We start from the raw sequence: 19,613 nt of genomic DNA on the forward strand, positions 1-19,613 counted from the left end.
GCAGCCGGTGGTCCTACACACGGACACTGGTGTCCGAAACACCGTCTGCCGTACGGCTGGTATTCGAACAGCGCCGTCCGGGCGGAACGTTACCGTACCGCGATCAGGACGCCGCCTCGACGCACTCACCCGGGGCCTCACCCGACACCCGCTCGGTCTCCAGGGCGCTCTGGAGGATGACCACGGCCGCCGCCTGGTCGATGCGGCTCCGGCCCTTCTTCGACGACACGCCCGAGTCCCGCATCGACCGGGCCGCGGTGACGGTGCTCATCCGCTCGTCCACCAGACGCACGGTCACGGGGGCGATGTCCCCGGCCAGCGCCCGCGCGAAGGCCCTCGCCCGGGCCGCGGCCGGGCCCTCGCGTCCGTTGAGGGAGCGCGGGAGCCCGACCACGACCTCCAGGGGCTCGTACTCGGCGACGAGTTCGGCCAGCCGCCGGCGGGCGGCCGGGACGTCGCGTCCCGGCACGGTCTCCACGGGGGTGGCCAGGAGCCCGTCGGGGTCGCAGCTCGCGACCCCGATCCGGGCGTCCCCGACGTCGACGGCGAGCCGCCTGCCGCGTCGCATCAGGCGGCCGCCGAGGAGTCGGCCACCAGGCGCTCGACGGCGGCGACGGCCTCCTCGATCGCCTCCGGGTTCTGACCGCCGCCCTGGGCGACGTCCGGCTTGCCGCCGCCTCCGCCGCCGAGGGTCTTGGCGGCGACGCGGACCAGGTCGCCGGCCCTCAGCCCGCGGTCGCGGGCGGCGTCGTTGGTGGCGATGACGGTCAGCGGGCGGCCGTTCGCCACCGTGAACAGGGCCACCACGGCCGGGCGTCCGCCCTGGATGCGGCCGCGCACGTCGAGGACGAGCTTGCGCAGGTCGTCGGCGGTGGTGCCGTCGGGCACCCGGCCTCCGACGAAGGCCACGCCCTCCACGTCCCGGGCGGAGGAGGCCAGTCCCGCGGCGGCGGCGAGGACCTTCTCGGCGCGGAAGCGCTCGATCTCCTTCTCGGCGTCCTTGAGCTTGGCGAGCATCCCGGAGATCTTCTCCGGCAGCTCCTCCGGACGGCCCTTGAGCAGGTCGGTGAGCTGGGAGACCACCGTGTGCTCGCGGGCGAGGAAGTTGTAGGCGTCCACGCCCACCAGGGCCTCCACGCGGCGCACGCCGGAGCCGATGGAGGACTCGCCCAGCAGCTTCACCAGACCGAGCTGGGCGGTGTTGTGCACGTGGGTGCCGCCGCACAGCTCCTTGGAGAAGTCGCCGATGGTCACCACGCGCACCCGGTCGCCGTACTTCTCGCCGAACTCGGCGATGGCGCCCTGCTTCTTGGCCTCCTCCATGCTCATCACCTCGGCGGTGACGTCGAGTTCGCGGGCGAGAACCTCGTTGATCTTCTGCTCGACGTCGTTCAGGACCGTGCCGGGCACGGCGGTCGGCGAGCCGAAGTCGAAGCGGAAGCGGCCGGGGGCGTTCTCGGAGCCGGCCTGGGCGGCCGTCGGGCCCAGCGCGTCGCGCAGCGCCTGGTGGGTGAGGTGGGTGGCGCTGTGGGCGCGGGCGATGGCCCGGCGGCGCCCCACGTCGATGGCGGCGTAGGCCGAGGCGCCGACGGTGACCTCGCCGACCTGGACGGTCCCCTTGTGGACGGTGACGCCGGGCACCGGCTGCTGGACGTCGCGGACCTCGACGACGGCGCCGTTGTCCAGACGGATGCGGCCGGTGTCGGGCTGCTGGCCGCCGCCCTCGGCGTAGAACGGGGTGCGGTCGAGCACGACCTCGACGTCGTCGCCCTCGGAGGCGGCCGGCGAGGGCAGGCCGTTGACGAGCAGGCCGACGACGCTGGCCTCGCCCTCGGTGTCGGTGTAGCCGGTGAAGACGGTGGACCCGGCGGTGTCGGCGACCTCGCGGTAGGCGGTCAGGTCGGCGTGGCCGGTCTTCTTGGCCCGGGCGTCGGCCTTGGCGCGCTCCCGCTGCTCCCGCATCAGGCGGCGGAAGCCCTCCTCGTCCACGGACAGGCCCTGCTCGGCGGCCATCTCCAGGGTGAGGTCGATGGGGAAGCCCCAGGTGTCGTGGAGCAGGAACGCCTTGTCGCCGGGCAGGACGCTGCCGCCGGCGGCCTTGGTCTCGGTGACGGCGGCGTCGAGGATGTTGGTGCCGGCCTTGAGGGTCTTGAGGAAGGCGGCCTCCTCGGCGAGCGCGACGGTCTCGATGCGCTGCCGGTCGGTGATCAGCTCGGGGTACTGCTGTCCCATCATGGAGATCACGACGTCGACCAGCTCGCCGACGACCGGCTTGTCGGCGCCCAGGATGCGCATGTTGCGGATGGCGCGGCGCATGATGCGGCGCAGCACGTAGCCGCGGCCCTCGTTGCCGGGGGTGACGCCGTCGCCGATGAGCATCACGGAGGTGCGCAGGTGGTCGGCGACCACGCGCAGCGAGACGTCGCTGTCCTCGGCGTCGCCGTAGCGCACGCCGGTCAGCGCGCCGGCCTTGTCGATGACGGCGCGCAGGGTGTCGGTCTCGTACATGTTGTGCACGCCCTGCAGGATCATCGCCAGGCGCTCCAGTCCGAGGCCGGTGTCGATGTTCTTGCTGGGCAGCTCGCCGAGGATCGGGTAGTCCTTGCCCTCGCCCGGCCCGCGCTCGTACTGCATGAAGACCAGGTTCCAGATCTCCACGTAGCGCTCGTCGTTGACGGCCGGGCCGCCCTCGACACCGAACTCGGGGCCGCGGTCGTAGTTGATCTCGGAGCAGGGACCGCAGGGACCGGGCACGCCCATGTCCCAGTAGTTCTCCTTCTTGCCCAGGCGCTGGATCCGCTCCGCGGGGACGCCGACGACCTCGCGCCAGATGCGCTCGGCCTCGTCGTCCTCCTCGTAGACGGTGATCCACAGCCTCTCCGGGTCCAGGCCGTAGCCGCCCTTGTCCTGCGGCGTGGTGAGCAGCTCCCAGGCGAGCTCGGCGGCGCCCTCCTTGAAGTAGTCGCCGAAGGAGAAGTTGCCGCACATCTGGAAGAAGGTGCCGTGCCGGGTGGTCTTGCCGACCTCCTCGATGTCCGGGGTGCGCACGCACTTCTGCACGCTGGTGGCGCGCTTGTACGGCGGGGTGGCCTCCCCCAGGAAGTACGGCTTGAAGGGCACCATGCCCGCGTTGACCAGCAGCAGCGTCGGGTCGTCCGCGATCAGCGACGCCGACGGCACGACGGTGTGCCCCCGCTCCTCGAAGAAGCGCAGCCAGCGGCGGCGGATTTCAGCCGACTCCATCAGTGGTCCTCATTCCGGTCGTACGGGTGGGTGGTGCCGAGTCCGCGGCGGGGGCCGCCGGGCAGAGGCCGGGGCGTTCCCCGCGTGGGGAGCTCGGGGTGGTCGGGGGCGGGGTCGACGGGTGTCGTCAGCCCCAGTGCCTCGTTCAACTCGGTCTCCCGCTGCGCCATTCCGGCGCGGACGTCGAGCGCGAAGTCCCTCAGCCGGTACCCGGCCGCCACGGCCTGGTCGGCCGCCCTGGCGGCGAGGCTTTCGGGCGTGAGGCTGCGCAGCTTGCGGTTGACCTTGGTGGTGGCCCAGACGCCGGCGGCGGCGCCGGCTCCGAACCAGAAGGCGCGGCGGAACACGGTGGGCTCAGTCCTCTCCGTCGCGTCCGTCGCGGCGCGTGCGGCCCGCCCGGCGCGCCGCCGGGACGGACCGACCCACGACGACGGTGCGCCGGGGCCGCGGCGGGCTGTTCCTGCGACCGAGGGCGCGGCGTACGCCGTAGCCGAACGCGGCGACCTTCACCAGCGGGCCGCCGAAGGCGGTGGAGACGGTGGAGGAGAGCGCCGAGGCGTTGGCGGTCACCTCCTGGACGTCGGCCGCGATGGCGTCCACCCGGCTGAGCTGGCTCTGTGCCGAGCGGACGGTCTCGGACGCCTCGGTGAGAAGGGGGACCGCCTGCTCCGTCACGCCCGTCACCAGTTTGGTCGCCGCCTTGAGCGTCTGCGCGAGCCTCACCAGCACCACGGCGAGGAACGACACCAGGATCGCCCAGAAGACGGCCACCAGGAGGCCGGCCACCTCTCCACCGGACACGCTGCACCGCTTCCCTCGGATGTATGGGGGTCGGCCGCCGCGCCGTGGCTCGTGAAGGGACCTGCGCCCACCGATCCCACGGGTGCGACGGCGGATACCGACCTTATCGCGCCGGAACACCTCGCCTGTACCGCATTCTCCCCGGCAATTCTCCCCGGCACGGCGGTGCGCACACGCGGCGGCCCTCCCTCCGCGGAAGGGCGGAGGGAGGGCCGGAAACCGGGAGGCCCGGGCGCGCGGGCGACGCTCGGTGGGCGTCAGCGGGCGTAGTACTCGACGACGAGCTGCTCGTCGCAGAGGACCGGGATCTCCTTGCGGTTGGGGTCGCGGTCCAGGCGGAACGCCAGCGCCTGGAGGTTGACCTCCAGGTAGCGCGGGGTCTCGCCGTCGGTCGCGTAACCGCCCTCGCGGGCCACCTGGAAGGGGTGCTTGTCGCGGCTGCGCTCGCGGACCATGACCACGTCGCCCGGGCGGACCCGGAAGGAGGGCTTGTCGACCTTGCGGCCGTTGACCTCGATGTGGCCGTGCACGACCATCTGCCGGGCCTGGTAGATGGTGCGGGCGAGCCCGGAGCGGAGCACGAGCGCGTCGAGCCGGCGCTCCAGCTCGACGATGAGCGCCTCGCCGGTCTTGCCCTCGACCTTCCGGGCGCGCTCGTAGGCGCGCGCCATCTGGCGCTCGCTGATGTCGTACTGGGCGCGCAGCCGCTGCTTCTCCAGCAGCCGAACCTTGTAGTCGCTGTTCTGCTTGCGGCCCCGGCCGTGCTGACCCGGCGGGTAGGGGCGCTGCTCGAAGTACTTGACCGCCTTCGGGGTCAGCGCGATGCCGAGCGCGCGCGACTTCTTGACCTTGGGACGCGACTGGTTCACGTTGAACGGACCTCCGTGTAACTTAGGTGAGCCTTACCTTAGCGGAGGAGAACGCATGTTTCGACCTGGGAGTCCCCTGTCCGGCGCCGGTTCCGCGCACGGCACCGACCGCACGGACGGCACCGAAGGCGCGAGGAGCGTGGAAAGGGGTCAGCCGCGTCCCGAGGAGGAATCGGACGTCCGGCGACCGAGCGCCGCCGAGCGGTTGCGTACCCTCGTCGAGGCGAACGCCTCGGCCGCCCTGGTCATTCCGGGAATCGAACTCCGCGATCCCGGGCAGGGAGCCGCCGAAGCCCGCGTCGTCACCCCTCGGGGGGACGTGATTGTCCTGGTCGCGGCCGGTTCGCCGGCCGCCCGGGCCACCGCGCACGCCCGGGACGACGACCTCGCCGCTGTGGTGGAGATCACCGACGTGGCCCCCGTCGCCGTCCCCCACCGCATCCGCGGCCGGGCTCGGCTGGCGGGCTGGCTCGCCCCCGTGCCGGACGCCGAGCGGGCCGCCTGCGCCGCGCTGCTCGCCGAGCGGCACCCGAGCGGCCCGTTCCCGGGCGACGCGTGGACGCCGCTGCGGCTGGAGGTCGGCGAGGGCCGGATCGAGGACCTGTGGGGCACGGACCGCGTCGAGCCCGAGGAGTTCGCGGCCGCCGCCCCCGACCCGCTGGCCCACCACGAGACCGAGGTCCTCCAGCACCTCGCCGCCGCCCACGACGACCTGCTGCGCGGGCTGTGCGCCCTGCTGGAAGGGCACGAGCGGGCCTGCGCCGCCGGCGACCGGGAGAGCGGCCGGGAGAGGGTGGTGCCGCTGGCGCTGGACCGGTTCGGGATGCGGGTGCGGTTCTGGGCGGACGGCCACGGCTTCGACGCCCGCTTCGACTTCCCCCACCCGGTGCGGAACCTCCGGGAGGCACAACGGGCCGTGCGCGCCCTGTTCGAAGCGGCGTCCGAGGCGGCGTTCGACACGGCGTCCGACACGGCGTCCGAGGCGGACCCGGAGTGACGGGCCTACCCTCCCCTCGACTCCCCCCTCGGTTCCTCCCGCGGCGCGCCCTCCCCCCGCAGCCTGGCCCGCACCCGCTCCGCCACCTCGGCGTACCGGGCCTCGGCGCCGTACCGCGTGGGCTCGTAGTAGCGCTTGCCGTGGACGCCGTCCGGGGCGTACTGCTGCGCGGCGATACCGCCCGGCACGTCGTGCGGGTACCGGTAGCCCTCGCCGTGGCCCATCTTCCTCGCGCCCTGGTAGTGGCTGTCGCGCAGGTGCCGCGGCACGGGGCCGGCCAGCCCCGCCCGCACGTCCGCCAGGGCCGCGTCGATCGCCAGGTAGGCGGCGTTGGACTTCGGCGCGAGGGCCAGGGCGATGGTCGCCTGGGCGAGGGTGATCCGCGCCTCGGGGAAGCCGATCATCGCCACCGCCTGCGCGGCGGCCACGGCCGTCTGCAGCGCCGTGGGGTCGGCCATGCCGATGTCCTCGCTCGCGGAGATCATCAGCCGCCGGGCGATGAACCTCGGGTCCTCCCCCGCCTCGATCATCCGCGCCAGGTAGTGCAGCGCCGCGTCCACGTCCGAGCCGCGGATGGACTTGATGAGCGCGCTGGCCACGTCGTAGTGCTGGTCGCCGTCGCGGTCGTACGTGACCGCCGCCCGGTCGACGGCCTCCTCCAGCGTCGCCAGGGTGATCGTCTCCTCGCCCTTGGCCAGGGCCGCGCCCGCGCCCGCCTCCAGCGCGGTGAGCGCCCGGCGCGCGTCGCCGCCGGCGATCCGCAGCAGGTGCGCCTCGGCGTCCTCGGGCAGCGTCACCGCGCCGCCCAGCCCGCGTTCGTCGGCGACCGCGCGGCGCAGCAGCCCCCGCAGGTCGTCGTCGGTCAGCGGCTCCAGGGTGAGCAGCAGCGAGCGGGACAGCAGCGGGGAGATCACCGAGAAGTACGGGTTCTCCGTCGTCGCCGCGATGAGGGTGACCCAGCGGTTCTCCACGGCCGGCAGCAGGGAGTCCTGCTGCGCCTTGCTGAACCGGTGGATCTCGTCCAGGAACAGCACCGTCTCCTTGCCGTAGGCGCCCGAGGAGCGGCGGGCGCCGTCGATCACGGCCCGGACCTCCTTCACCCCGGCGGTGATCGCCGACAGCTCCGTGAAGCGCTTGTCGGTGGCCCGGCTGACGACGTACGCCAGGGTCGTCTTGCCGGTGCCGGGCGGCCCCCACAGGATCACCGACGAGGGCCCCACCGGCCCCTTCCCGCCCTCGCCGACCAGCCGGCGCAGCGGGGAACCGGGACGCAGCAGGTGCCGCTGGCCGACGACCTCGTCCAGGGTGCGCGGGCGCATCCGGACCGCCAGCGGGCGGCCGGCGGGGTCCTTCTCCCGGCGTTCCTCTGCGGCGGCGGTGAACAGATCGTCTTCCACGGAACGAAACCCTAAGCCACCCCGCCGACAGTGCCCCCGCCGACGGCGACGGGCCGCCCCGCGGTGCGGGACGGCCCGTCGTGCCGTGCGTCGTGCGGCCGGTCGGTCACCTGGTCCAGAAGTCCCACCAGCGGGTCAGGATCAGCATGCCGATGATGCCGATGTGCACCACCGGGACCACCCAGTGGAACTCCGCCACCCCGTTGCGCAGCCAGGCCGGGGCGGGCAGGAAGCCGTTGCGGACGTTGCGGAACGTCGTGTACCAGAACATCAGCAGCGTGGCGACCCAGGCCAGGTTGCACCACAGGCACAGCGCGCCGATGTTGTACAGCGACTGGTACATCAGCCAGGTGCAGAAGCCGACGCCGAAGAGCATGCCGGCGTTCATGGTGAGCCAGTACCAGCGGGGGAAGCTCGCCCCGGCCAGCAGGCTCATCCCGACGCAGACGACGATCCCGTAGGTGACCAGGCCGAGCACCGGGTTGGGGAAGCCGAACGCCTCGGCCTGCGCGCTCTCCATCACGTTGCCGCAGGAGACGATCGGGTTCAGGTCGCACGCCATGTTCAGCGTGTCGCCGGAGATCTCCGCCTCCAGCAGCCGGTACTTGTCGACCGTGATCACCCACGAGGCGAGCACTCCGGCCAGACCGGTGATCACCAGCAGCAGGGCGTAGGCGCGACCGGCGCCCACGGCACCACCGTTCACGGGCCTGTCGTCGGTACGGGCCAGGTCTTCTCGTGGTGCCGTGGTCGTCGTCATGGAGGTCATCCTGTCGTCTCAGGCGGGGCTTTCATTCTGCACAACGCTCAACGACTCGGGCGAGCTTCCGTCGCAGTTCCTCCACCACACCGTCCAGCGGCACCGGGGTCTGCTCGCCGCTGTCGAGGTCCTTGACCTGGACGACGCCCTCGGCCAGGTCCCGCTCCCCCGCCACCAGGGCGTAGGCCGCGCCGGAGCGGTTGGCCGACTTCATGGCGTTCTTCAGGCCCTTGCCGCCGTACGCGAAGTCCGTCGCGACCCCCTGCCGGCGCAACTCGGTGACGAGGCCGAACAGCGTCCGCCGCGCCTGCTCGCCCAGCGGGACGGCGAACACCCGCGTGCGCGAGGGCTCGGGAAGCTCCACGCCCTCGGCCCGCAGGGCCAGCACCGTGCGGTCCACGCCCAGCGCCCAGCCCACCGAGGGCAGCGGGGGCCCGCCGAGCATCTCCGACAGGCCGTCGTACCGGCCGCCGCCGCCGACCGCGGACTGCGAGCCGAGCCCGTCGTGGACGAACTCGAAGGTGGTGCGGGTGTAGTAGTCCAGGCCGCGCACCAGCTTCTCGTCGTCGACGAACGCCACCCCGGCCGCCGTCAGCAGCTCGCGCACCTGCTCGTGGTACTCCTTGCACGCCTCGCACAGGTGGTCGCGCATCATCGGGGCGCCGGTGAGCTGCTTCTGGACGGACTCGCGCTTGTCGTCCAGCACCCGCAGCGGGTTGATCTCGATCCGGGCGCGGGTGTCCTCGTCCAGGTCCAGCCCGCGCAGGAACTCCTGGAGCCGGGCGCGGTAGGCGGGGCGGCACTCGCGGTCGCCGAGGGAGTTCAGCAGCAGCCGGAAGTCCTTCAGGCCCAGCGAGCGGTACGCGTCCGCGGCCAGGATGATCAGCTCGGCGTCCAGGGCCGGGTCCTCGGCGCCCAGCGCCTCGGCGCCGACCTGGGAGAAGTGCCGGTAGCGCCCGGCCTGGGGGCGCTCGTAGCGGTACTGCGAGCCGGAGTACCAGACCTTGATCGGCAGGGCCCCGCGGTGCAGGTTGTGCTCCAGGACCGCGCGGACGACCGGCGCGGTGCCCTCGGGCCGCAGCGCCAGCCTGCTGCCGCCCTTGGTGGTGAGGGTGTACATCTCCTTGGTCACGATGTCCGTGGACTCGCCCACGCCGCGGGCGAACAGTTCCACGTTCTCGAAACCGGGGGTCTCGATGTAGCCGTAGCCGGCGCGCTTGAGCGGCGCGGCGATCGCCTCCCGTACCGCCAGGTAGTCGGCGGACTCCGGGGGGAGCAGGTCGTAGGTGCCCCTGGGGGCGGAGAAGGTGCTCACGTTCTGCGTCGTCACATTCCTCGTCGCGGGGCGGCGGTGCCGCCTCCCGTTCGGGACCGGCCGGCGGCCACCTCCCGCAGGAACGGGTTGGTGGCGCGCTCGCGGCCGATGGTGGTCTGGGGGCCGTGGCCGGACAGCACCACGGTCGAGTCGTCCAGGGGCAGGCACACGCGTGCCAGCGACCTCAGGATCTCGGCGTGGTCGCCGCCGGGCAGGTCGGTGCGTCCGATGGAGCCGGCGAACAGCAGGTCGCCCGAGAACAGCACCGGCGGGATGTCGGCCTGCTCGGGCAGCCGGAAGGTCACCGACCCCCTGGTATGGCCCGGCGCGTGCGCGACGGTCAGCTCCAGACCCGCGAGGGAGAGCGAGGCCCCGTCCGTCAGCTCCTGGACGTCGTCCGGCTCTCCGACCGTGATCTCGCCCAGCAGCGGCTGCCCTATGGAACGGCCGAGCCACTTCTCGGGATCGCTCATCATCTCCCGGTCCTCGGGGTGGATCCAGGCGGGCACGTCGTGCGCGCCGCACACCGGGACCACGGAGGCGACGTGGTCGATGTGGCCGTGGGTGAGGAGGACGGCGACGGGCTTGAGCCGGTGTCTGGCGATGGCCTCCTCGACGCCCTCGGCGGCCTGGTGGCCCGGGTCGATGATCACGCACTCCTCACCGGCGGCGGGGGCGACCAGATAACAATTGGTCCCCCAGGCCCCGGCGGGGAACCCGGCAATGAGCACGATCGTCCTTCAGTCGTCCGTCAGGGAGGTTGCGGCCGTACGTGCCGGTGGAAAACCGGCGGTCATAGAGCCTACCGGCGGCGGGACGGAGGCCGCGAACCCACATCCCGTATACGGTACGGCCCAAGCTGTGGCACACATGTGCGTACGCACGCCTGGAAGCACTCGAAGGAGACGACCCGTGGTCAGCAGTGAGCAGCGGCGCAAGCAGCTCGCCCGCGAGAAGTACCTGCGGCAGCAGCAGCGGCGGGCCGAAGCACGGCGCAGAGCTCGGATCCGCAACGCGGGCATAGCGGGCGGCCTGGCCCTGGTGCTGGCGGCCGGCGGCGTCTACGCCGCCGCCGGCGGACTGGCGGCGGACGACAAGAAGGAATCGGACAACGCGGCGACGGAGCCCTCGCCCACGGCGACCAGCAAGGCCCCGGACCCCTGCGAGAAGCCGGCGAAGGGCGAGCCGGGCGACAAGCAGTGGAAGAAGGAGCCGAAGATGTCGATCGACACCTCGGCCACCTACACGATGGAGCTGGAGACCACCTGCGGCGACATCGAGATCGAGATGGCCGCCGCCAAGGCGCCGCGCACGGTGAACTCCTTCGAGTTCCTGGTGGGCGAGGGCTATCTGGACCACACCAAGTGCCACCGCCTGGTCACCGAGGGCATCCACGTCCTGCAGTGCGGCGACCCGACCGCCACCGGCACCGGCGGCCCCGGCTACAAGTTCGACGACGAGAACCTGGACGACCCCAAGGTCAAGGACGGCACCTACCCCGCGGGCACGGTCGCCATGGCCAACTCGGGCCCGGACACCAACGGCAGCCAGTTCTTCATGGTCTACGAGGACAGCGAGCTGCCCCCGAACTACACCCCCTTCGGCACCGTCACCAAGGGCATGGACGTGCTGAAGAAGATCGCCAAGGCCGGCTCCACGATGGACCCGCAGACGGGCAACACCCCGCCGAACGCGACCGTCGTGATCGACAAGGCCACCGTGCGCAAGGAGTGACGGCCGGGACTGTCGGGACGACGGCCACGTGAGCCCGCGATTTCGGCCGCGCGGAATGCGGACAGCGCGGGCACCGGTCGCCTATGTTGGGCGTTGGTAGGGTGCCTGCGCCGACGGCCCGGCAAAACCCCTGGTCCGACCAGCCGAACCTGGTCCGACCGGTCAAATCCAACTGTCGGCCGGATGACAACTGTGGACGACGCCCGGGAGGCACGCCCTCCCGTCGGCGTCATGTGGAGGAGGCGCTGTGAGCAGCGACCCGTGGGGCCGCGTCGACGAGACGGGGACCGTGTACGTGCGTACCGCCGACGGCGAGAGGGTCGTCGGATCGTGGCAGGCCGGCTCCCCCGAGGAGGCCCTCGCCTACTTCGAGCGCAAGTACGACGGCCTGGTCGTGGAGATCGACCTCCTTGAGCGCCGGGTGAAGACCACCGACCTGTCCGCCAAGGACGCGCTGACGGCCGTCGAGCACCTGCGCGCGCAGGTCGACGAGGCGCACGCGGTGGGCGACCTGGAGGCGCTGAGCAGGCGGCTGGACCAGCTCACCGAGCTGATCGAGGCCCGCAAGGAGGAACGCAAGGCGGCCAGGGCCCGGCAGGCCGAGGAGGCCCGCAGGGCCAAGGAGGAGCTGGTCGCCGAGGCCGAGGAGCTGGCCCGGAGCGACCAGTGGCGGACGGCCGGGGAACGGCTGCGCGCCCTGGTGGACATCTGGAAGGGCCTGCCCCGGCTCGACCGCAAGTCCGACGACGAGCTGTGGCACCGCTTCTCGCACGCCCGCTCGGCCTTCTCCAAGCGGCGCAAGGCGCACTTCGCGTCGCTGGACGCCCAGCGCGAGGAGGCCCGGCGCCGCAAGGAGAAGCTGGTCGCCGAGGCCGAGGCGCTCTCCGGTTCGACGGACTGGGGTCCGACGGCCGCGCGGTACCGCGAGCTGATGCAGGAGTGGAAGGCCGCCGGCCGGGCCCAGCGCGAGTACGAGGACGATCTGTGGCAGCGCTTCCGCGGTGCCCAGGACGTGTTCTTCGCCGCCCGCGGCGAGGCGTTCGCCGAGCGGGACGCCGAGCAGCGGGAGAACCTGACCCGCAAGGAGGAGCTGGCCGCCGAGGCGGAGAAGCTGCTCCCGATCACCGACCTCAAGGCGGCCCGGGCCGCCTTCCGCGCCATCAACGAGCGCTGGGACGCCATCGGCCACGTGCCGCGGGACGCCCGGGCGCGGATCGAGGGCCGGATGCACGCGGTGGAGCGGGCCATCCAGGAGGCCGAGGAGGCCGAGTGGCGCCGCACCAACCCCGAGGTCCGGGCGCGGGCCGAGGGGCTGACCGGCCAGTTGCAGGACGCGGTGGACAAGCTCCGCGCGCAGATCGCCAAGGCGCGCGAGGCGGGCAACACCGCCAAGGCGGAGAAGCTGGAGAAGGAGCTGGAGGGCCGCCAGGCCCTGCTGGACCAGGCCCTCAAGGGCCTGCGGGAGTTCACCGGCTGATTCCGGCCGAACCGCGGCAGGACCGCACGGGAGGGCCCCGGCGCCGTGACGGTGCCGGGGCCCTCCCGTCGTTCGCGGCCGGCGGTCTACGACCGGCGGGCCGAGGTGACGCGGTACACGTCGTAGACGCCCTCCACCCCGCGCACCGCCTTCAGCACGTGCCCCAGGTGCTTGGGGTCGCCCATCTCGAAGGTGAAGCGGGAGGTGGCCACCCGGTCCCGGGAGGTCTGGACGGCCGCGGAGAGGATGTTGACGTGCTGGTCGGAGAGCACGCGGGTGACGTCCGACAGCAGCCGGGAACGGTCCAGCGCCTCGACCTGGATGGCGACCAGGAAGACGGAGGACTGGGTCGGCGCCCACTCGACGTCGAGGATGCGCTCCGGTTCGCGGGAGAGCGAGTCGACGTTGACGCAGTCGGCGCGGTGGACGGACACCCCGTTGCCACGGGTGACGAAGCCGATGATCGGGTCGCCGGGCACGGGCGTGCAGCAGCGGGCCAGCTTGACCCACACGTCGTCCACGCCCTTGACCACCACGCCCGGGTCGGCGCCGGTGCGCCGCTTGGAGCGCCGGCGCAGGGGCGGGGAGGTCTCGGCGAGGTCCTCGTTGGCCGCCTCCTCGCCGCCGATGGCCTGGATGAGCTTCTGGACGACGTTCTGCGCGGAGACGTGCCCCTCGCCGATCGCGGCGTAGAGCGCCGAGATGTCGGGGTAGCGCATCTCGTGCGCGAGGGTGACCAGGGAATCGCCGGTCAGGATGCGCTGGATCGGCAGGTTCTGCTTGCGCATGGCCCGCACGATGGCGTCCTTGCCCTGCTCGATGGCCTCCTCGCGGCGCTCCTTGGAGAACCAGGCGCGGATCTTGTTGCGGGCCCTGGGCGACTTGACGAAGCTCAGCCAGTCGCGGGACGGGCCGGCGCCGGTCGACTTGGAGGTGAAGACCTCCACCAGGTCGCCGTTGTCGAGCGTGGACTCCAGCGGGACGAGCCGCCCGTTGACGCGCGCGCCGATGGTGCGGTGGCCGACCTCGGTGTGGACCGCGTAGGCGAAGTCCACGGGGGTGGCGCCCGCCGGAAGCGCTATGACGTCGCCCTTGGGCGTGAAGACGAAGACCTCGTTGCGGGAGAGGTCGAAGCGCAGCGACTCCAGGAACTCGCCCGGGTCCTCGGTCTCCTTCTGCCAGTCCAGCAACTGCCGCAGCCACGCCATGTCGTTGACGGCGTCGCCGCCCTTCTTCGCGGGCGCGTCGGTGCGGACCTTGGAGGCGCCGGCCACGGCGTCCTGCTTGTACTTCCAGTGGGCGGCGATGCCGTACTCGGCGCGGCGGTGCATGTCGTAGGTGCGGATCTGCAGCTCGACCGGTTTGCCGCCGGGCCCGATGACCGTCGTGTGCAACGACTGGTACATGTTGAACTTGGGCATCGCGATGTAGTCCTTGAACCGCCCCGGCACCGGGTTCCACCGGGCGTGGACGGTCCCCAGCGCCGCGTAGCAGTCGCGGACGGTGTCGACCAGGACGCGGATGCCCACCAGGTCGTAGATCTCGGCGAAGTCGCGGCCCCGCACGATCATCTTCTGGTAGACGCTGTAGTAGTGCTTGGGGCGGCCGGTGACGGTGGCCTTGATGCGGGCGCCGCGCAGGTCGGCCTGCACCTCGTCGATGACCTTCGCCAGGTACTCGTCCCGCTTGGGCGCCCGTTCGGCCACCAGCCGGACGATCTCGTCGTACATCTTGGGGTAGAGGATCGCGAAGGCGAGGTCCTCCAGCTCCCACTTGATGGTGTTCATGCCCAGGCGGTGGGCGAGGGGCGCGTAGATCTCCAGGGTCTCGCGGGCCTTCTGCTCCTGCTTCTCCCGCTTGAGGTAGCGCATGGTGCGCATGTTGTGCAGGCGGTCGGCCAGCTTGATGACCAGCACGCGCGGGTCCTTGGCCATGGCGACGACCATCTTGCGGACCGTCTCGGCCTGGGCGGCCTCGCCGAACTTGACCTTGTCCAGCTTGGTGACGCCGTCGACGAGGAGGGCCACCTGGTCGCCGAAGTCGCGGCGCAGGGTGTCCAGGCCGTACTCGGTGTCCTCGACCGTGTCGTGGAGCAGGCCGGCCATCAGCGTGGCCGGGTCCATGCCCAGCTCGGCGAGGATGGTGGTGACGGCCAGCGGATGGGTGATGTACGGGTCGCCGCTCTTGCGCTTCTGGCCGCGGTGCCAGCGCTCGGCGACCTGGTAGGCGCGCTCGATCTGACGCAGGGTGGCGGTGTCGGCCTTGGGATCGTTGCTCCGCACGATCCGCAGCAGCGGCTCCAGGACGGGGTTGTACGGGCTGGAGCGCTGGACGCCCAGTCGGGCGAGCCGGGCGCGGACGCGGTTGGAGGAGCCCGAGCGTCCGGAGACGCCCGAGATGGCACGCGGGGTCGGGCTCCGGTCGCGCGACCCGGAGTCGGCGCGCTTTCCGCTCGTGGACGAGGACGCGCCCGCACGGCTCGGCGCCGCGGCGGACGACTGCGGCTTCGGAGCGCCGCCGTTCGCTCCGGCGGCCGTGCCGTTCGCCTTGGAGGGCTTCGCCGGCCTGGCGTCCTGGTGCTGCGCTGTGGTGAGCGGCTGGGCCTCGTCTGGCAAGGGCAACTCCTCGGTGGGCCCCTCCTCGCCGGTGGCGGGGGAGGAGGGAGGTTCCGGCCGGGCAGTGGCCGGACTGCCATGGTATCGACCTCGGCCCCGGAACGGGCCGGACGTCGTACCGGGGAACGCGATCGAGGGTGCCACGGCCGAGGGCCCGACGCGACGGAGGGGGCCGTCCGGACTGCTCCGAACGGCCCCCTCGCGCGGGGTCGGTCACGCTCCGTGCGGGTGCCGCGACCGGCTGTTCTCAGACGGTGATCAGGACGTCCAACGGGGCGCCCTCCAGGGTGGGCTCCAGCCGGATCCGGCCCGGCAGGAAGCTCAGCTCCATCAGGACGGCCACCCCCGCGACCCGCGCCCCGGAGCGGCGGATGAGGCGCAGCGACGCCTCGGCGGTGCCGCCGGTGGCCAGCACGTCGTCGATCACCAGCACCCGGTCCTCGGGGGTGAGGTCCTCGGCGTGGATCTCGATCTCGGCGCTGCCGTACTCCAGCTCGTACGCCTGCGACAGGGTGGCGCCGGGCAGCTTGCCCGCCTTGCGCACGGGGACGAAGCCGACGCCCGCCCGCACCGCCACCGGGGCGGCGAGGATGAAGCCGCGTGCCTCCAGGCCCACCACCTTGGTGGCTCCGCGTTCCCGGCACAGCTCGGCCAGCACGTCGGTGAGCGCGCCGAACGCCTCCGGATCCGCCAGCAGCGGGGTGATGTCCTTGAACAGCACACCCGGCTTGGGGTAGTCGGGCACGTCGCGGATCCGGCTGAGCAACAGACTGCGCAGTTCGTCGGAGTAGGGAGTCACGGAGGTCACCGGATCACCCTACCGCCGACGCCCGGAGGGGCGGCCCCGTCCCCGCCCCCGGGACTCCGCCGAGCGGGGGGCGCCGACCGCTCCGGCCGCCGCCGGGGCGACGGCCGGCGTCTCGTCGTCCTCTCCGCCTTCGCCGTCCGCGCCGTCCGCGCCGTCCGCGCCGGTGTTCCCGGCCTCGGCGTCCTTGGCGCGCTTGGCCAGCACCCGCTTGTCGTGCGCCCGGATCTCCGGCTCGCGCATCTTGAAGTCGGCCACCAGCGGCGTGGCGATCACGATCGAGGAGTACGCGCCGGCGCTCAGGCCGACGAACAGCGACAGGGCGATGTCGTTGAGCATGCCCGCGCCCAGGACGCCGCCGCCGATGAACAGCAGGCCGGCCACCGGGAGCAGCGCCACCACCGAGGTGTTGACGGAGCGGACCAGGGTGCCGTTGAGGCTGCGGTTGGCCAGTTCCCCGTAGGTGTGGCGGGTCTGCTTGGCGTAGTTCCTCGTCGTCTCCTTGAGGCCGTCGAAGACCACGACGGTGTCGTAGAGCGAGTAGCCGAGGATCGTCAGCAGACCGATGACGGTGCCCGGGGTGACCTCGAAACCGACGAGCGCGTACACGCCGACGGTGATCGTGAGGTCGTGGACGAGGGCGATCAGCGCGGCCAGGGCCATGCGCCACTCGAAGGCGATGGCCAGGTAGATCACCACCAGGATCATGAAGATCCCCAGGCCCTGCCACGCCTTGTTCGCGATCTGGGAGCCCCAGCTCGGGCCCACCAGTTCGGCGTTGATCTCCGAGGCCTTCATCCCGAAGTCCTCGGCGAGCTCCTCGCGGACCTGGTCGGACTGCCCGGTGTCCATCCCGCCGACCTGGATGCGCAGCACGCCGTCGCCCAGCTCCTGGACGATGGCGGTGTGCCCGGAGACCTCCTCGGCCTTCTCCCGGGCGTGCTCGACGGAGACGTCGGTCCTGGGCGTGGTGAAGACGGCGCCGCCCTGGAACTCGATGCCCATGTTCAGGCCGCGCACCAGGAGGCCGGCGAACGCCAGGATGGTGATCAGGACGGAGACGCCGTACCAGATCTTCCGCTTGCCGACGAAGTCGTAACCGGCCTCGCCACGGTAGAGCCGGGCGCCGAGGTCACCGAGTCGCGACATCTCAGGCCTCCTTCAGGTCGGTGGAAACGGCTGCGGTCGGGCGGCGACGGCCGCGGCGCAGCGGAGGCTTGGCCCCCAGGCGCCTGGGATCGAGTCCGGACCAGGGATGGCCGCTGGAGAAGAACCCGGTGCGGGCCAGGAGGGTCATCAGCGGCTTGGTGAAGAAGAACACCACCACGACGTCCAGGGCGGTGGTGAGGCCGAGGGTGAACGCGAAGCCCTGGACCTTGCCGACGGAGACGATGAACAGCACCGCGGCGGCCAGGAAGGACACGAAGTCGGAGACGAGGATGGTGCGCCGGGCGCGCGGCCAGCCGCGTTCGACGGCGGGGCGCAGGGTGCGGCCCTCGCGGATCTCGTCCCGGATGCGCTCGAAGTACACGATGAACGAGTCGGCCGTGATGCCGATCGCCACGATGGCGCCGCAGACGGCCGGCAGGTTCAGGGCGAAGCCGATCGCCGGGCCGAGCAGCGACATGATCGTGTAGGTCAGGACGGCCGAGATCATCAGGCTGAGGATGGCGATCAGCGACAGGCCCCGGTAGTAGAACACCAGGTAGAAGACGACCAGGGCGAGGCCGATGGCGCCGGCGATCAGACCGGCCTTGAGCTGCTCGTCGCCGAGGGCGGGCGAGACGGTGGTGACGCTGGACTCGCTGAAGCTCAGCGGCAGGGCGCCGTAGGAGAGGACGTTGGCCAGTTCCTCGGCGGACTGCTGGGTGAAGCTGCCGGAGATCTCGGCGCTGCCGCCGCCGAGGCGCTCGGAGACGCGGGGGGCGGAGACGACCTCGCCGTCCAGCACGATCGCGAACTGGTTGCGGGGCTCGGTCTGGGTGGAGAGTTCCTCGGTGACGTCGGCGAACTTCTCGGCGCCGTCCTTGTCGAACTCCATGGTGACGATCCAGCCCTGGGCGCGCTGGTCGTCGAAGACGGCCGCGGCGTCGGTGACGTCGGTGCCGGGGACGGCGACGGGGCCGAGCGCGTACTTGTACAGGCCGGACTCGTCACAGGCGACGACGGGGTCGGAGTCGTCGGTGCGGGCGGCGTCCTGGCCGACCTCGGCGCGGCCCTCGGCGGTGGAGCAGTCGGCCTGGTCGAGCTTCTTCCGGACGTCGGCCGGAATGCCGGCGTCCTGCGCGGGTGCGTCGTCCGCCGGCGCGGACGGCGAGGGATCCGCGGAGGATTCGGTGCCGCCGGAGGCTGAGGCCGATGGGCTGGGCGACTCGGAGCCGTCGGCGAGGAGGTCGTCGGTGAGGACCCGGCCCTGGCCGGAGGCGCCGGGCGACGGGGACGTCAGGTCGCCGTCGTCGTCATCGTCGGTCTTCTCCGCCTCCTGGGCCTCCTCGGCCCCGGCCTTCCCGTCGTCCTCCTTGGTGCTGCTCGACGGGCTCGCCGACGGGCTGGCGGAGGGGTCGGGCGCCGGCGTGCCGGACGTGGCGGAGAGCACGGGGCGGAAGGCGAGTTCGGCCGTGGTGCCGACCTGCTCCCGGGCCTGCTTCTCGTCGGTGCCGCGCGGGATGTTGACGATGATGTTCTCGCGGCCCTGGGTCTGGACCTCGGCCTCCTGGACGCCGAGACCGTTGACGCGCCGCTCGATGATCGAGACGGCCGTCTGCATGTTGGTCTCGTTGATCGCGTCTTCCTTGCCGGGCTCGCTCTTGGCGGTGAGCGTGATGCTGGTACCGCCGGCGAGGTCGATGCCCAGACGGGGCGTGGTGTGTCCGGAGTAGAACATCCCTCCGGTGAGCGCCACCACGGCGATCAGCATCAGGGCCAGGACGCGCCCCGGCCTCCCCTGACCGCCCGGGGCTCTGCGGCCCTTCTTCGGTGCTGCCACCTTCTTGTTATCTCCCTGTCCAACCGCCCGCGCTCGATGGTCGCCGCGCGGCGCGCGAAGTGGTCGTGAGGACAATACGACGCCGCCGGGCCCCTGAAGGGCCCGGCGGCGGAGCGGCTACTCGGCGTCGTCGCCGTTCCGCTTGGCGTCCCTGGGCTCCGCATCATCGGCGGAGGCACCGTCCTTCTTGCTCAGATCGGTCTTGGCCACGGGCCCGTCCCCGTCGGAGGTCAACGAGGAGGCGTCGTTCGGGACCACGGGGCCGTCGCCGTCGAGCTCCGGGTCGCCGTGGACGATGCGGTCGTACTCGTCGTCGTCCAGGACGGCGCCGACGGCGCTCTTGGCGTAGACGGCGTGCACACCCGGCGCGACCTCGAGGAGAACCGTGTCGGTGCGGACCTCCTTCACCAGTGCGTACATGCCGCCGATGGTCCGGACACCGGTGCCCGGCTGCATCTGGTCGCGCATCTGCATGGCCTGCTGCTGCTTCTTCTTGGCAGACCGCGTCATCAGGAACATGGCCCCGATGAGCACGATGAAGGGAAAGAGAGTGAGGATATCCACGGCGGAAGGTTTCCTTCGCACGACCGCGCGAGGGCGGCCTGGTCTTCGGG

Annotated in this window: 17 protein-coding genes; 3 read left to right on the forward strand and 14 right to left on the reverse strand. The window is 71.9% G+C overall.

The window, feature by feature from the left end; all coding sequences use genetic code 11:
- Positions 1-103: 103 nt before the first annotated feature.
- The 5 genes from ruvX to rpsD form a co-directional block, all read right to left on the reverse strand.
- Positions 104-568, reverse strand: a complete 465-nt coding sequence (ruvX, locus tag ABD335_RS10175) for a Holliday junction resolvase RuvX (protein ID WP_344321844.1) — start codon at positions 566-568, stop codon at positions 104-106.
- The gene (gene alaS / locus ABD335_RS10180) at positions 568-3,243 is read right to left on the reverse strand and encodes an alanine--tRNA ligase (protein WP_344321845.1); all 2,676 of its coding nucleotides are present in this window, start codon (positions 3,241-3,243) and stop codon (positions 568-570) included. The genes ruvX and alaS overlap by 1 nt, the downstream gene beginning before the upstream one ends.
- A complete protein-coding gene (locus tag ABD335_RS10185; protein WP_344321846.1) occupies positions 3,243-3,590 on the reverse strand; it encodes a DUF6167 family protein in 348 nt (115 codons plus the stop codon). The genes alaS and ABD335_RS10185 overlap by 1 nt, the downstream gene beginning before the upstream one ends.
- A 7-nt stretch (positions 3,591-3,597) precedes the next feature.
- Positions 3,598-4,044, reverse strand: a complete 447-nt coding sequence (locus ABD335_RS10190; protein WP_344321847.1) for a DUF948 domain-containing protein — start codon at positions 4,042-4,044, stop codon at positions 3,598-3,600.
- A gap of 257 nt (positions 4,045-4,301) precedes the next feature.
- Complete coding sequence (gene rpsD, locus ABD335_RS10195) at positions 4,302-4,913, reverse strand: 30S ribosomal protein S4 (protein ID WP_344321849.1); 612 nt, start codon at positions 4,911-4,913, stop codon at positions 4,302-4,304.
- A gap of 55 nt (positions 4,914-4,968) precedes the next feature.
- On the opposite strand from rpsD, the gene ABD335_RS10200 reads away from it, so the two are divergent.
- Entirely contained in the window at positions 4,969-5,910 is a 942-nt protein-coding gene (locus ABD335_RS10200) for a DUF2470 domain-containing protein (protein WP_425583590.1), read from the forward strand.
- A 5-nt stretch (positions 5,911-5,915) separates the two neighbouring features.
- On the opposite strand, the gene ABD335_RS10205 is transcribed toward ABD335_RS10200, so the two are convergent.
- The 4 genes from ABD335_RS10205 to ABD335_RS10220 all read right to left on the reverse strand — a co-directional run bounded on the left by ABD335_RS10205 (position 5,916) and on the right by ABD335_RS10220 (position 10,113).
- On the reverse strand, positions 5,916-7,307 hold the full coding sequence (locus tag ABD335_RS10205; RefSeq protein WP_344321851.1) for a replication-associated recombination protein A: 1,392 nt from the start codon (positions 7,305-7,307) through the stop codon (positions 5,916-5,918).
- A gap of 106 nt (positions 7,308-7,413) precedes the next feature.
- Positions 7,414-8,067: a vitamin K epoxide reductase family protein gene (locus tag ABD335_RS10210; protein WP_344321852.1), complete on the reverse strand. Its 654-nt coding sequence runs from the start codon at positions 8,065-8,067 to the stop codon at positions 7,414-7,416.
- A 31-nt stretch (positions 8,068-8,098) separates the two neighbouring features.
- The gene (gene hisS, locus ABD335_RS10215; RefSeq protein ID WP_344321853.1) at positions 8,099-9,382 is read right to left on the reverse strand and encodes a histidine--tRNA ligase; all 1,284 of its coding nucleotides are present in this window, start codon (positions 9,380-9,382) and stop codon (positions 8,099-8,101) included.
- An 11-nt stretch (positions 9,383-9,393) separates the two neighbouring features.
- Positions 9,394-10,113, reverse strand: coding sequence for an MBL fold metallo-hydrolase (locus ABD335_RS10220; RefSeq protein WP_344321854.1), 720 nt, complete (start codon positions 10,111-10,113; stop codon positions 9,394-9,396).
- Between the two features lie 181 nt (positions 10,114-10,294).
- Here ABD335_RS10220 and ABD335_RS10225 point away from each other — a divergent pair, with 181 nt between their 5' ends.
- Together ABD335_RS10225 and ABD335_RS10230 are read left to right on the forward strand one after the other, a co-directional pair.
- Positions 10,295-11,116, forward strand: a complete 822-nt coding sequence (locus tag ABD335_RS10225; RefSeq protein ID WP_344321856.1) for a peptidylprolyl isomerase — start codon at positions 10,295-10,297, stop codon at positions 11,114-11,116.
- A 247-nt stretch (positions 11,117-11,363) separates the two neighbouring features.
- A complete protein-coding gene (locus ABD335_RS10230) occupies positions 11,364-12,593 on the forward strand; it encodes a DUF349 domain-containing protein (protein ID WP_344321857.1) in 1,230 nt (409 codons plus the stop codon).
- An 86-nt stretch (positions 12,594-12,679) separates the two neighbouring features.
- Here the strand turns inward: ABD335_RS10230 and ABD335_RS10235 are convergent, their stop codons facing one another.
- The 5 genes from ABD335_RS10235 to yajC form a co-directional block, all read right to left on the reverse strand.
- On the reverse strand, positions 12,680-15,208 hold the full coding sequence (locus tag ABD335_RS10235; protein WP_344321858.1) for a RelA/SpoT family protein: 2,529 nt from the start codon (positions 15,206-15,208) through the stop codon (positions 12,680-12,682).
- Between the two features lie 247 nt (positions 15,209-15,455).
- Positions 15,456-16,007, reverse strand: a complete 552-nt coding sequence (locus tag ABD335_RS10240; protein ID WP_344322122.1) for an adenine phosphoribosyltransferase — start codon at positions 16,005-16,007, stop codon at positions 15,456-15,458.
- Between the two features lie 18 nt (positions 16,008-16,025).
- Positions 16,026-17,162: a protein translocase subunit SecF gene (gene secF / locus ABD335_RS10245; RefSeq protein WP_344321859.1), complete on the reverse strand. Its 1,137-nt coding sequence runs from the start codon at positions 17,160-17,162 to the stop codon at positions 16,026-16,028.
- Position 17,163: 1 nt separating this feature from the next.
- Complete coding sequence (gene secD, locus ABD335_RS10250) at positions 17,164-18,999, reverse strand: protein translocase subunit SecD (protein WP_344321860.1); 1,836 nt, start codon at positions 18,997-18,999, stop codon at positions 17,164-17,166.
- 117 nt (positions 19,000-19,116) lie between these two features.
- Positions 19,117-19,563, reverse strand: a complete 447-nt coding sequence (gene yajC, locus ABD335_RS10255) for a preprotein translocase subunit YajC (RefSeq protein ID WP_344321861.1) — start codon at positions 19,561-19,563, stop codon at positions 19,117-19,119.
- Positions 19,564-19,613 lie beyond the last annotated feature (50 nt).

It is taken from the genome of Streptomyces macrosporus (assembly GCF_039533145.1).
Classification (GTDB): Bacteria; Actinomycetota; Actinomycetes; order Streptomycetales; family Streptomycetaceae; genus Streptomyces; species Streptomyces macrosporus.

Excerpts from the sequence above, each read along its gene's own strand:
- secF (WP_344321859.1), bottom strand. The coding sequence starts at position 17,162 with ATGTCGCGACTCGGTGACCTCGGCGCCCGGCTCTACCGTGGCGAGGCC.
- ABD335_RS10210 (WP_344321852.1), bottom strand. The coding sequence starts at position 8,067 with ATGACGACGACCACGGCACCACGAGAAGACCTGGCCCGTACCGACGAC.
- ruvX (WP_344321844.1), bottom strand. The coding sequence starts at position 568 with ATGCGACGCGGCAGGCGGCTCGCCGTCGACGTCGGGGACGCCCGGATC.
- ABD335_RS10200 (WP_425583590.1), top strand. The coding sequence starts at position 4,969 with ATGTTTCGACCTGGGAGTCCCCTGTCCGGCGCCGGTTCCGCGCACGGC.
- alaS (WP_344321845.1), bottom strand. The coding sequence starts at position 3,243 with ATGGAGTCGGCTGAAATCCGCCGCCGCTGGCTGCGCTTCTTCGAGGAG.